The sequence below is a fragment of the Pararhizobium antarcticum genome, from assembly GCF_001885585.1.
GTDB classification, from domain to species: Bacteria; Pseudomonadota; Alphaproteobacteria; order Rhizobiales; family Rhizobiaceae; genus Pararhizobium; species Pararhizobium antarcticum.
Genome location: NZ_LSRP01000074.1, coordinates 18,048 through 31,632, shown reverse-complemented (window position 1 = coordinate 31,632; position 13,585 = coordinate 18,048). Strand labels below are relative to the sequence as shown.

The following is a 13,585-nucleotide window of genomic DNA, read 5'->3' as shown; positions in this document are numbered from 1 at the left end:
ACAGGTCGGGCAGCCGTGATCAACCACGCAAGCGCTGCTGCAGACCGTCTCTCGGCCAGGAAATAATCCTTGTCCGTTTTCGTACCTTCAGTCCGGACAGGGACATGAGCGCCCGGGGTTTGCAAAAGCCCCGGGCGTCTACGTTTCGGCGCCGGTTTCAAGCGCCGTGCGGCACTGCCACCTCGGCTGGCGGACACTCAACGGGCCACAATCGACAAAAGCCCGACGCTAGGGGCGCCGGGCTTCGGGTTGGTTCCGCTGTTCGCGAGATCTTAGAGAATGAAATCGTCGGCGCGCAGGCTGGAGACGTTGTTGACCTTGATCTGGAAGTCGGCAAATCCGTCGCCATCCATGTCACCGGAGACGATGCCGTTGCGGAAGTTGAGTTCACCTGCTTCGCCGCTGAAGCCACGATTGCCGATATAGTCGAAGCGCTGGTTGCCGCTCGCGGTCCAGTCGGCATCGACGCCGGAGATGTCGATGAGATCGAAGGCGGCGCGGCTGAAGTCGGTGATCACGTCGCGGCTGCTGCCGGGCACCGATTCCTTGTAGCTGTTGAAATCGAATGTGTCGGCGCCGCTGCCACCGGTCAGGTAGTCAAAGCCGGTGCCGCCCCGCAGAACGTCATTGCCCGAGCCGCCGAACAGGTCGTCCGCACCCCTGCCGCCGTCGAGCAGGTCGTTGCCGCCGAGACCGTAGAGGTCGTCATTGCCGCCCAGGCCCTTCAGCACGTTGTTTGTGCTCGAACCGGTGATCTTGTCGCTGGCCGAATCCGTGCCGATGGCGTTCTCGATGCTGACCAGGACTTCCGACCGGCCGCTGCCGGTGCTGGCAAACTTGCCGCCCAGATCGATCGTTACGCCGCGACCCTCAAGCGAGGAATCATCGCGGTTTTCGTAGCTGATCGTGTCGATGCCGGAGCCGCCATTGAAGTAGTTCTTGTAGCCGACGGAATAGAAGGTGTCGTTGCCGGCCTCGCCGAAATAGTCGCTGGCAAAGCTGTCGACATCGAAAACGTCCGATCCGTCGCCACCGAAGACTTCGTCATAGTCGCTGGAATCGCCGGCCTTGATCGCCGCGAAATAGAGGTCGTTGCCGGTGCCGAGCCGGATCTCGTTGCCACCTTCGAAATAATTGTAGACCGTGTCGTTGCCAGAGCCGGCGCTGACATAGTTGTTGCCGCCGTTGACGCCGATATTGTTCAGGTAAATCTTGTCGTTGCCGGCATAAGCGTAGATGTCCACGGCCGTATAACCGTCCTGGTAGATCTTGTCGCTGTAGTTGGTGCCCCGGAGGATTGCCATGGACGCGGCCTTTCGATGTGGTGTTGAACTGTCAGGCCGAGAATGCCTACATCAAGGTGAATGATGGCTGAACCAATTGCGGCGTTTTCGTGATATGTTTCAGGCGCTTTCATAGTCGGTAACATCGACCTTCAGGATCCGGCCTTCGGCATCGAAGGTGACGGTTTCCTCGCCGTCGCGCACCAGTGGTTCGCCGGTGGTGGCGCTGGTCGCCTTCAGGTGCCAGACCGAGCGGGCCACATTGGGCGAAACCGTTTCCACAAGGCTGTTGCGGGCCACCTGGTCGGGATATTCCTCGAAATAGCGCCGGAAACCGGCCATGATGGCCGTCTTTCCCTCGATCGCGCCGATCTTTCCGGAGGAATAGCTGGCCTCATCCGCAAAGAAGGCGTCGATCGTCTCGAAGTCGAGTGCGTTGATGGCTGCGTGAAAGCGGATCAGCCGCTCCCCAGGGTCGTATTGTATCAAGTCAGTCTCCGGCATGGTTCAGTTCGCGATGCCATGGCGGGCAAGGTCCGCCTGCAGGGTCTGCGCATCGGTGAAATGCACCGCCTGCCATCCGGCGGCGCGGGCGCCCTCGACATTGGCCATGCTGTCGTCGATGAACAGCGTCGCACCGGGCTCGAGATCGAAGGTCTGTGTGTGGAGCTTGTAGATCTGCGGGTCTGGCTTGATCAGGCCGACTTCGCCGGAAACCGTAACGCCGCGCGGCAGGGTCAGAAACGGAAACAGCGTCTTTGCGTGGCGAAACGTGTCGGCGGCGAAATTGGTCAGCATGGTCACGTCGCGGCCCTTGGCGATCAGGCCCTCCATGATCGAGACGCTCTCGACATAGGCATGTGGCACCATTTCGTGCCAGTATTTCCGGAAGCCGCGGATCTGCTCTTCGCGTTCCGGGTGCTCGGCAATCAGAAGCGCCTCCGCATCGTTCCAGCTGCGGCCGCGGTCCTGCTCGATGTTCCAGTCATGGGTGCATACATTCGCGAAAAACCAGTCGCGCTCCGCATCATCAGGAATCAGCCGGGTGAAGGGCAGGTTGGGATCGTAATGAATCAGCACCCTGCCGATGTCGAAGACGATATGCCGAATGTTGCTGCTGTTCATGCCCTGGTCTTCCTCATCTGTTTTTTTGGCGCTTCCGGCAGCCCGAAAGCCTGCGGGATCGCCTGTGCGATTGCCTTTTTCATGACCGTCGGCAGCGCCTGTCCGGCCAGGGTTTCAGCGGGCTCCCACCAGCCGTTTTCGCCCGTATTGCGAATGGGCGACGCACGCGCGATAATCGCGCTATAGACGGACAGGCGCAACTCAAAATGCGTGAACACATGGGTGATTGCCCCGCAGGGTTGCCAATCCGCAGCAAACGGACTTGCCTCGATCGACGTGTCGCCGTCGATCCGTGACGTCCACACTGTGCCCGGCACCTCCGTCATGCCGCCGAGAAGCCCGGTTTCGGCGCGCTTGCGCAGGTACACGGCGCCGTCCGTATCCACGGCCACGAAGGCCGCCCCGAGACGCAAGGGCTTGTCCTTTTTTGCGGCCTTGCGCGGGAAGGTTTCGGGATCGGCGGTGTTCAGCGCGAGGCATTGGCCGTTCAGCGGACAGAGCGAACAGGCCGGCCGTTTCGGCGTGCAGATCGTCGCGCCAAGATCCATCATGCCCTGGGCGAAATCGCCGGGCCGATCCTTCGGCGTCATGGCGGCAACCAGCGCCCGCATCTGCGGCTTGGCGCCGGGCAGGGGCGTTTCGATCGCATTCAACCGCGAGATCACCCGCTCGACATTGCCGTCGAGTACGGCGCTCTGGCGGTTGAATGCGATGGCAGCGACAGCCGCCGCCGTATAGTCGCCGATGCCGGGCAGCGCCTTCAAGCCGTCTTCCGTATCGGGAAACACCCCTTGATGATCGCGGGCAACGGCTTCCGCGCATTTTTTCAGGTTGCGCGCCCGGGCGTAGTAGCCAAGCCCGGCCCAGGCCTTCATCACCTCTTCGGTGTCGGCTGTGGCCAGCGCGCCGACCGTCGGCCAGAGCCCGCGGAACTTCTCGAAATAGGCCTTCACCGCCTGCACGGTGGTCTGCTGCAGCATCACTTCAGACAGCCATATATGATAGGGGTCGGGCCGAACGCCACGCGCCGCCATGGCGGGCGATATTCGCCACGGCAGATCGCGATGATGGCGATCGTACCAGGCAATCAGCAGGGCGGCGGCATCCGCCGCTGTCGAAGTCATGGTCATCATTTGCCGGAGGGTTGGTTTTTATCCTATACTTGGCGAAGTGTTCGCTTCCCTTCAAGGCAAAAACCAGTCTTTGGGGCGCGGAGCCGGCCGTCAGCGCCGAAACCGGAACCGGAAGTCTTTCACTTGAAGCAACCCTATACGCGCAGGGGCGTCGTCCAGATCAGCGAAGTCGCCAACCGCCTGATCGATCCGGTTCTCGCCAAGCGTGCCGGCATCAACACTTTGTTGCTCGGCGCGTGGGATGAAATCGCCGGCGAGGAATTTGCCGACTGCACCCGCCCCGAAAAGATCGCCTGGCAGCGGCGGGCGTCCGAAAGCGGGCAGGACGGCGGCTACCTGCCGGGCGTCCTGACGATCGCCTGCGAGGGCGCGCGGGCGCTTTTCCTGACCCATGCGCAGGGCGAACTGATCCAGCGGATCAACGGCTTTTTCGGTTTTGCGGCGATCAACCAGATCCGCATCGTGCAGAAGCCTGTCTCCGCCCCGCCCAAGGCCAACCGCAAGCCAAGGCCCCTGACCGGGGAACCGGCCCGTCGCCTCGATGCCATGATCGGCGATATCGAGAGCGAGGCGTTGAAAGCGGCCCTGACGCGGCTTGGCACGGCGGTGATGTCGAGGCGCAAAAAATGACCGCGATCATCAAGCGGTCACAATTGTTTGACCTGTTTGACCCGACTAACGCTTGTGACAGCCGGTAAGGCAAGTTATCGAAACTGCAAAGCAATACTCATTTCAGCCCTTGACCCAGGTGATACCATGTCCTCTTCCCCATCAAACCTCTTCAAGAATTTTTCGGGCAAGCGCCTTCTGGGCGGTGTTGCGCTGGCCGCGCTCGCCGTGACGCTGGCCGCCTGTAGCGACGACAACAAGGACGCAGCCTCCACGACGCCTGCCACGCAGACAATCGACACCGCGACCAAGACCGAGATGAAGCCGGTTGACGGCATCACCACGTCGTCGACCGTGTCGTCCGCCGCAACAACAACGACAACACCGGCAACGGCACAGACCGGCGAGACGCAGATGGCGCAGGCCGCCGCACCGGCAGCCAAGGTCGAGCTTCCGGTCTCCGAAGGCGATGTCGATGTCGAAAAGCTGATGGCGCCGGGACCGCTGCCGGAAATGGCCATCGGCGAGGCCAATGCGCCCGTAACGATCGTCGAATACATGTCGATGACCTGCCCGCATTGCGCGGCCTTCCACAACAACACCTTCGATGCGATCAAGACGAAATATGTCGATAGCGGCAAGGTTCGCTTCGTCGTCCGCGAATTCCCCTTCGATCCGCGTGCCGCCGCCGCCTTCATGCTGGCGCGCTGCGCCCCGGAAGGCCAGTATTTCCCGATGGTCTCGATGATGATGAAGCAGCAGGAACAGTGGGCCGCGGCGCCGAACGGCCGCGAAGCGCTGCTGCAGATGTCCAAACTCGCCGGTTTTACACAGGAGAGCTTCGAGACCTGCTTGACGAACCAGAAGCTTCTGGATGATGTGAATGCCACGATGCAGAAGGGCGCCAAGGATTACGGTGTCGCCTCGACCCCGACCTTCTTCGTCAATGGCAAGAAATATTCTGGAGACATGTCGGTTGACACCATGTCGGCCCTTATCGACACAATGCTCTGATCCTTCGCGTCCCTTCCGGACAATCGACGGGCGCCTCTGTGCGCCCGTTTGTTTTTCCGTCTTCACCCCGACGGGGAGGCGGACGGGGCGGAGCGCGGCGATGAGGGCGAGCAAGGTGCGCGGAACCACCTCCTCATCCGACCCAGCGGACCACTTCCTCCCGGTTGGAGAGAAGAGGGACCGGCCAACATGAAATTCAACCGCCTTCGCCTGCTCGGCTTCAAGTCCTTCGTTGAGCCCACCGAATTCGTCATCGAGCGCGGACTGACAGGCGTCGTCGGGCCGAACGGCTGCGGAAAGTCGAACCTCGTCGAAGCGCTGCGCTGGGTGATGGGCGAGAATTCCTACAAGAACATGCGCGCGTCCGGCATGGACGATGTGATCTTTTCCGGATCCGGAAACCGTCCGGCGCGCAACACAGCCGAAGTCGGGCTCTATCTCGACAACAGCGATCGCACCGCACCGGCCGCCTTCAACGATAGCGACGAGATCCAGGTGACGCGGCGGATCGAGCGGGAAAACGGCTCGGTCTACCGCATCAACGGCAAGGAAGCCCGCGCCAAGGATGTGCAGCTCTTGTTTGCCGATGCCTCGACCGGCGCCCGTTCGCCTTCCATGGTCGGGCAGGGGCGGATCGGCGAGCTGATCGCGGCCAAACCGCAAGCCAGGCGGCAATTGCTGGAAGAGGCCGCCGGAATATCCGGGCTGCATTCGCGTCGTCACGAGGCCGAGTTGCGTTTGAAGGGCGCCGAGACCAATCTCGAACGGCTGGACGACGTTACCTCGCAGCTCGAGAGTCAGATCGAGAGCCTGAAGCGCCAGGCCCGCCAGGCCAACCGTTTCAAGATGCTCTCGGCCGATATCCGCCGCCACGAGGCAATGCTGCTGCACATCCGCTGGGTCCAGGCCAAAGAGGCCGAAGGCGAGGCCGACAGCCAGCTGAACCAGATCACCTCGCTGGTCGCCGAAAAAGCGCAGGATCAGATGGAAGCGGCGAAGGCGCAGGCCATTGCCAGCCTCAAGCTGCCGGAATTGCGCGAAGAGGAGGCAAGGGTCGCCGCCGCCCTGCAGCGCATGCAGATCGCCAAGGCACAGCTGGAAGAGGATGCCGGGCGCACGCTGCGCCGTCGCGACGAGCTGCAGCGCCGCCTGTCGCAGCTGGGCGAGGACATCCTGCGCGAAGAACGCATGATCGCCGACAATGCCGGGATTCTCGCCCGCCTCGAAGAGGAGGAGGCAGCGCTTCTGGAGACCCTGGCCGAGGCAGACGACCGGGCTGTCGAAGCGCAGGAGCGGCTCGGCGACGTCAGCGAGAAACTCGTCGAAAGCGAGCGCCAGTCGAGCCTTTTGACGGCAGAACGCGCCGAGGCGCAGGCCGGTCGCAACCAGCTGGAAAAGACCATCCGCGATCTCCTCGAACGGCAGGGGCGTCTTGCCCGCCAGCTGGGAGACCAGAGCCGCGACCTCGAAAACCTCGATCGCCAGATCGCCGTGCTGCCGGATCCGGAGGAAAAGCGCGAACAGGTCGAGGCTGCCGAGGCTGCGCAGGAGGATGCGGATACCGCTATCGTTTTGGTCGAGGAGGCGCTTGCTGCGGCACGCCGGATGGAAGCGTCCGCCCGCCCGCCGGTTGAGGCCGCCCGGGCTGAGCTGAACGGGATAGAAACCGAAGCCCGCACCATCCGGCGCATGCTGGACGCAGCCACGGTGGCCGGCGTCTCGCCACCGGTGGTCGACGACATCAAGGTCGATCGCGGTTTTGAGACGGCGCTGGGGGCGGCGCTGGGCGACGATCTCGATTCGCCGCTCGATCCAACAGCGCCCGCCTATTGGCGCATGCCGGGCCCGACAAAGGACGCTGCCCTGCCGGCCGGCACAACGGCGCTTGCCGCTCATGTCCGCGCGCCGGCTGAACTCGCGCGTGCCCTCAATCAGGTCGGCATCGTTGCCGACAATGCCGAAGCCGAGGCCTTGATGCCGCAGCTGCAGGCCGGCCAGCGCCTGGTAACGCGCGACGGCGCCATCTGGCGCTGGGACGGCCATGTCACCGGTGCGGATGCCCCGAGTGCGGCGGCGCTTCGTCTTGCGCAGAGAAACCGGCTGGCCGAGCTCGATCTGCAGGCCGAGGATGCGCAACGCCAGCTGGAACAGTGCGAGACCGCCCTTGCCAAGGCTGCAGCCGGTATCCGGGTCGAGGATGAGCGTCTGCGCCAGGCGCGCGACGCGCAGCGGATGATGGTACGCAAGGTCACGGACGCCCGCGATGCGCTGGCGGCCGCAGAGCGCGCCTCCGGTGATCTGGTGCGCCGCCGCGCGGTGCTGGCCGAAACCCGCAGCCAGCTCGAACTGCAGCTTGAAGAGCTTGCCGAGCAGATGGAGGGCGCCCGCGAAGCGCTCGATGACGCGCCCGATCTCGCCGATCTCGAAACGCGCCTCCGGCATGTCCTGCTGGAGGTGGCGCAGGACCGCGCCGCCGTCGCCGAAGCGCGCGCCGCCCATGACGGCCTTGCCCGCGAAAACGAGGCGCGGCAACGCCGGCTGACGGCAATTGCCGCAGAGCGCCAGACCTGGAATACCCGCGCCGAAAGCGCCGGCGAGCACATCGCCACGCTGCGCGACCGCGAAGCCGAGGCGCGCGACGAGGTGGAGGCGCTGATGGATGCGCCGGACGAATTCGACGAAAAGCGCCGCGCTCTGATGACGGAGCTGACCCTGATGGAAACTGCCCGCCGTGCCGCCGCCGACCGGCTGGCCGAGGCGGAAAATCGCCAGCGCGATGCTGACAGGAACGCCGCAACGGCCCTGTCGCAACTGGCAGAGGTCCGTGAAAAGCGTGGTCGCGCTGAAGAACGTCTTGTGTCAGCGCGCGAAAAACGCGTCGAGATCGAGGCGGCGATCCGCCAGACGCTGAACTGCGCCCCGCACGAGGTGATGCGGCTGACCGGCCTTGCCGTCGATCAGGACCTTCCTGACATACGCGCCATCGAACGCGAGCTTGAGCGGTTGAAGATCGAGCGCGAGCGGCTGGGCGCCGTCAACCTGCGCGCCGAGGAGGAGCAGAAGGAACTGTCGGACAAGCTTGCGGCGCTGATCAAGGAGCGCGAGGACGTGATCGACGCCATCCGCAAGCTGCGCGCCGCGATCCAGAGCCTCAACCGCGAGGGTCGCGAACGGCTGCTGGCCGCCTTCGACATCGTCAATGTCCAGTTCCAGCGGCTGTTCACCCATCTGTTCGGCGGTGGCACGGCCGAACTGCAGCTGATCGAAAGCGAGGACCCGCTCGATGCCGGCCTCGAAATCCTCGCCCGCCCGCCCGGCAAGAAGCCGCAGACGATGACGCTTCTGTCCGGGGGCGAACAGGCGTTGACGGCGATGGCGCTGATCTTTGCGGTCTTCCTCACCAATCCGGCGCCGATCTGCGTGCTCGACGAAGTCGATGCACCGCTCGACGACCACAATGTCGAGCGCTATTGCAACCTGATGGACGAGATGGCGGCTTCGACCGAAACCCGTTTCGTGATCATCACCCATAACCCGATCACCATGGCCCGCATGAACCGCCTGTTCGGCGTCACCATGGGCGAACAGGGTGTCAGCCAGCTGGTCTCTGTCGACCTGCAGACCGCAGAGCGGCTGCGAGAGGCGGTTTGAGGCTTGACGGTCGCTATCTGGCACCCCTGATTTACATGCCTCTATAATTTCTGGCGGCGGCGTCGCGGCCGGTCGATGGCGCAGGGTCCTCCCACGCGCTGGACACGCCCCCTGGCCGGCGGTCAGCGGCATACGGTGCGCGCCACACCGGTAACGCAATCTTGTTGTTCTTGTTGCAGTCTGCGCCGATCACGTCGTGGGCGTGCGGTGCCGGAGATGCGAATTGACGGATTTCACAAGCGCAGATGCACAGGTGTTTCTCGGAGCGGTTCCGTCCGCGTCGCTGTGCGTCAATGCCGGTGGTGTCATCCTTTTTGCCAATGAGGCCGTGCTGGCCATTGCCGGTCCGGGGCCGCTGACGCGCACGCCGGTGTCGCGACTGCTGCCGCAATGGCATGCCCTGTCTGCGACGCAGGCCCAATCGTACCGGCGCGAGACGGTGCTGTTGCGCCACGACGGCAGCGCCATCCCGGTCGAACTGTCCATTGTGCGCTGGGACCGTGAGGGGGCAAGCCTGACCGGTGTCGTGATCCGAGACCTGATCGACGAACAGGCGCTCGACCATATGCGACTGGAACTCGAGCGCCAGAGAGAGCAGGTTCTGGCCGAAGCCGAAGCCGCCCATCGGCGCCTCGGCTTCATCATCGACATGCTGCCGCTGGCGGTCTGCGTCTTCGACGCCGAAGACAAATACGTGCTCTGGAATGCCAGGTATGCCGATCTCTATCCGGAAATCGCCGCGCATCTGCGCCCTGGAATATCCTTCCGGGACATTCTGCGCATCAGTCTCGACAGTGGTGAAATGCCGGAAAAGGTTGAGGATGGCGATCATTGGCTCGAGCAACGCATGGCCAAGCATGCATTGCCGGTGTCGCAAGAGGAGCAGATGTTGCGCGATGGGCGCTGGCTGCGCCATGACGACCGCCGCACCCCTGATGGCGGCGCGATCGGTATGCGCATCGATATCACCGACCTGAAGCGTCGCGAAGACTCCATGCGCCAGCTTTTCGATGCCAATCCCATGCCGATGATGCTCTGCGCCCTGGACACGCTGGATATCATTGACCTCAACCAGGCGGCCATCGCGCTTTATGGCTTCAGTCGTGACGAACTTCTGGGCAAAGCCGTGACCGACCTGCATGTCGCCGACGAGGGCGCGCGTTTTGGCAAGGCGATTGTCGATATCGATGGCGACAGTGAATCGCGCACAGTCTGGCGACATCGCACGGCCGCTGGCGAGGAGCGCCACGTGCTCATCTATGTCCGCTTCCTCAACGAGGGCGCCAATCGGCACCTGCTGCTGACGATCGCCGATGTCAGCGATCGGGTTCAGGCGGAAGCCCATGCGACGCATCTGGCCCATCACGATGCGCTGACCGGACTTCCCAACCGCATGCGGTTTCGCCAGGCGCTGGAAGCTGCGCTCGTTGCGGCCATGCTGAGCGGCGAGGAGGTGGCGGTGCACTACCTTGATCTCGATGGTTTCAAGCCCGTCAACGATACATTTGGCCATGCCACCGGCGACAGCGTGCTGAAGCAGGTTGCAGAGCGGCTGACCGGTGTTCTAGGTGAGGGGGATCTGGTGGCCCGCTTGGGCGGAGACGAATTCGCCATCCTCCAGCATGCGTCTGCAGCCAATGCGGAGGCGGTGGCGAAGCGCTGCATCCAGGCGCTCAGCCAGCCCTTCAGCATCGCCGATGACAGGATCGATATCAGTGCCAGCATCGGCATTGCCGTCTCGCCGGCGAACGGCTCTGACCCTGACGGGCTGATGAGCGCAGCCGATACGGCTCTGTATCAGGCCAAGGCCGAAGGCAAGAACACCTGGCGCCACAGCCGTTCCCAAGTCTGAGGGAACATTTTACCGCCCGTTTGCAGACCGCATCTCACCATCCCCCCCCGGCGAGAGCGGGCCAGACCTGTTGCGCACGCCGACACCGGGATTTATTGCGCAGCGCAGCAATAACAGCTCATTCTGGTGCGATGCAGCATAAACCCGGTGCATTTTCAACCGGCACGGTATACTGTAGCGTCGACGATGAACTGAAGGGGTGGAGACGAGGCATGACCAAGTGGGTTTATACCTTCGGCGGCGGAAAAGCCGAGGGTGCAGCGGTTGATCGCGATCTTCTGGGAGGCAAGGGCGCGAACCTTGCGGAGATGTGCAATCTCGGCCTGCCGGTGCCGCCCGGCCTGACAATCATCACGGAAGCCTGCGCCGGTTATTACAGCCATGGCCGCAGCATCCCCGACGACCTGAAGGCGCAGGTCCGCGCTGGCATCACCCGCATCGAGGAAATCACCGGCCGCGTTTTCGGCGACAACCAGCGTCCGCTTCTGCTCTCTGTCCGCTCCGGCGCGCGCGCCTCGATGCCCGGCATGATGGACACAGTGCTCAATCTCGGTCTCAACGACCACTCCGTGCAGGCGCTCGGCCATGATGCCGGCGACGCACGTTTTGCCTGGGACAGCTATCGCCGCTTCATCCAGATGTATGGCGATGTCGTCATGGGGCTGGACCATGAGATTTTCGAGGAAATCCTCGAGGACGAGAAGGGCCGTCTGGGGCACGGGCAGGATACCGAACTCTCCGCCGTCGAATGGCAGCACGTCATTTCGCTCTACAAGCGCGCCATCGAAGAGGAACTCGGCGAGAGCTTTCCGCAGGATCCGGAAGTCCAGCTCTGGGGGGCGATCGGCGCCGTTTTTGCCAGCTGGATGAATGCCCGTGCCATCACCTATCGCCACCTGCACAATATTCCGGCCGAATGGGGCACTGCGGTCAACGTCCAGGCCATGGTCTTCGGCAATCTCGGCAATTCATCGGCCACCGGCGTCGCCTTCACCCGCAATCCCTCGACCGGTGAAAACGAACTCTACGGCGAATTCCTCGTCAACGCGCAAGGCGAAGATGTCGTGGCCGGCATCCGCACGCCGCAGAACATCACCGAGGCATCGAGGCTTGCCTCCGGCTCCGACAAGCCGTCGCTGGAAAAGCTGATGCCGGAGGCCTTCGAGCAGTTCTGCACGATCTGCGAGACGCTGGAGCGGCACTACAAGGACATGCAGGATCTCGAATTCACCATCGAGCGCGGTACGCTCTGGATGCTGCAGACGCGGTCCGGCAAGCGCACCGCAAAGGCGGCGCTGAAGATCGCCGTCGACATGGCCGAAGCCGGGCTGATCACCCGCCACCAGGCCGTCACCCGCATCGATCCGGCCTCGCTCGACCAGTTGCTGCATCCAACGATCGACCCGCGGGCCCGGCGCGACATCATCGGCTCCGGCCTGCCGGCGTCGCCGGGCGCTGCCACCGGCGAGATCGTCTTCACCTCGGAGGAGGCCGTCCTGGCCGAGAAGGAAGGCCGCAAGGTCATCCTGGTGCGGGTCGAGACCAGCCCGGAGGACATTCACGGCATGCATGCGGCCGAAGGCATTTTGACCTCGCGTGGTGGCATGACCAGCCATGCGGCGGTCGTGGCCCGCGGCATGGGCATCCCCTGCGTTTCCGGTGCCGGCAATATCCGCGTCGACCTGCGCAACGAACTGCTGATCGCCGCCGGCATGACCCTGAAGAAGGGCGACGTGATCACCATCGATGGCTCCTCCGGCCAGGTGCTGAAGGGCGAGATCCCGATGCTGCAGCCGGAACTGTCCGGCGATTTCGGCAGGATCATGGAATGGGCCGACAAGAGCCGGCGCATGACGGTGCGCACCAATGCCGAAACCCCGGCCGACGCGCGCGCTGCCCGTTCCTTCGGCGCCGAAGGCATCGGGCTTTGCCGCACCGAGCACATGTTCTTCGAGGGCGAGCGCATCAACGTCATGCGCGAAATGATCCTGGCCGCGGACGAAGCCGGTCGCCGCATTGCGCTCGACAAGCTCCTGCCGATGCAGCGGTCCGATTTCGCCGAGTTGTTCTCGATCATGCACGGGCTTCCCGTGACCATCCGGCTGCTCGATCCGCCGCTGCATGAATTCCTGCCGAAGACCGACGAGGAGATTGCCGATGTCGCCGGCGTTCTCGGCATGAACCCGGCGGACTTGCGCCAGCGTGTCGATGCGCTGCACGAGTTCAATCCGATGCTGGGCCATCGCGGCTGCCGGCTGGCGATTTCCTACCCGGAAATCTGCGAGATGCAGGCCCGCGCCATCTTCGAAGCGGCCGTCGAGGCGGCGCGCGAAACCGGTGCGCCGGTCGTGCCCGAGATCATGGTGCCGCTGGTCGGGCTGAAATCCGAACTGGATTACGTCAAGGCCTGCATCGACGCCGTTGCGAAAGAGGTGATCGGCGAAGCCGGCATCGAGATCGAATATCTGGTAGGCACGATGATCGAACTGCCGCGCGCAGCCCTTCGCGCCCATGTGATTGCCGAAAGCGCCGATTTTTTCTCCTTCGGCACCAATGACCTGACACAGACGACTTTCGGCATCTCGCGCGATGACGCGGCGCAGTTCCTCAATACCTATATCCAGAAGGGCATCGTCGAGCAGGACCCCTTCGTCTCGCTCGATTTCGATGGTGTCGGAGAGTTGATCCAGATTGCTGCAGAACGCGGCCGTCGCACCAAGAACGGCCTGAAGCTCGGGATCTGCGGCGAACATGGCGGCGATCCCGCCTCGATCCGCTTTTGCGAGCAGACCGGGCTCGACTATGTCTCCTGCTCGCCCTTCCGCGTCCCGATCGCACGGCTGGCGGCCGCACAGGCGGCGATCAATGGTGGGGGATGAGGGGTGATACTGAAAATTGACTCGAACAACGCCATATTT

Annotated in this window: 9 protein-coding genes; 5 read left to right on the top strand and 4 right to left on the bottom strand. The window is 63.4% G+C overall.

The features are described 5' to 3' along the window. Positions 1 to 272: 272 nt before the first annotated feature. The 4 genes from AX760_RS07545 to mutY all read right to left on the bottom strand — a co-directional run bounded on the left by AX760_RS07545 (position 273) and on the right by mutY (position 3,538). Positions 273 to 1,304 (bottom strand): calcium-binding protein, encoded by a 1,032-nt coding sequence (locus AX760_RS07545; RefSeq protein WP_071832376.1) that lies wholly within the window; start codon positions 1,302 to 1,304, stop codon positions 273 to 275. Positions 1,305 to 1,403: 99 nt separating this feature from the next. Then, entirely contained in the window at positions 1,404 to 1,769 is a 366-nt protein-coding gene (locus AX760_RS07540) for a nuclear transport factor 2 family protein (protein ID WP_071832453.1), read from the bottom strand. Between the two features lie 21 nt (positions 1,770 to 1,790). Further along, positions 1,791 to 2,408, bottom strand: a complete 618-nt coding sequence (locus AX760_RS07535) for an HAD family hydrolase (protein WP_071832375.1) — start codon at positions 2,406 to 2,408, stop codon at positions 1,791 to 1,793. Next, positions 2,405 to 3,538, bottom strand: coding sequence for an A/G-specific adenine glycosylase (mutY, locus tag AX760_RS07530; RefSeq protein WP_087149195.1), 1,134 nt, complete (start codon positions 3,536 to 3,538; stop codon positions 2,405 to 2,407). The genes AX760_RS07535 and mutY overlap by 4 nt, the downstream gene beginning before the upstream one ends. 126 nt (positions 3,539 to 3,664) lie before the next feature. On the opposite strand from mutY, the gene AX760_RS07525 reads away from it, so the two are divergent. From AX760_RS07525 to ppdK, 5 genes are all read left to right on the top strand, one after another. After that, positions 3,665 to 4,171 carry a DUF721 domain-containing protein gene (locus AX760_RS07525; RefSeq protein ID WP_071832373.1) on the top strand — a complete coding sequence of 169 codons (507 nt, stop codon included), beginning with the start codon at positions 3,665 to 3,667 and terminating at the stop codon, positions 4,169 to 4,171. 126 nt (positions 4,172 to 4,297) lie between these two features. Beyond that, positions 4,298 to 5,164, top strand: coding sequence for a DsbA family protein (locus tag AX760_RS07520; protein ID WP_083531123.1), 867 nt, complete (start codon positions 4,298 to 4,300; stop codon positions 5,162 to 5,164). Between the two features lie 189 nt (positions 5,165 to 5,353). Then, positions 5,354 to 8,815: a chromosome segregation protein SMC gene (smc, locus tag AX760_RS07515; protein ID WP_071832372.1), complete on the top strand. Its 3,462-nt coding sequence runs from the start codon at positions 5,354 to 5,356 to the stop codon at positions 8,813 to 8,815. Positions 8,816 to 9,038: 223 nt separating this feature from the next. Beyond that, positions 9,039 to 10,667 carry a diguanylate cyclase domain-containing protein gene (locus tag AX760_RS07510; protein ID WP_087149187.1) on the top strand — a complete coding sequence of 543 codons (1,629 nt, stop codon included), beginning with the start codon at positions 9,039 to 9,041 and terminating at the stop codon, positions 10,665 to 10,667. 212 nt (positions 10,668 to 10,879) lie between these two features. Next, positions 10,880 to 13,546, top strand: a complete 2,667-nt coding sequence (ppdK, locus tag AX760_RS07505; protein WP_071832370.1) for a pyruvate, phosphate dikinase — start codon at positions 10,880 to 10,882, stop codon at positions 13,544 to 13,546. The last annotated feature ends 39 nt before the right edge of the window (positions 13,547 to 13,585 follow it).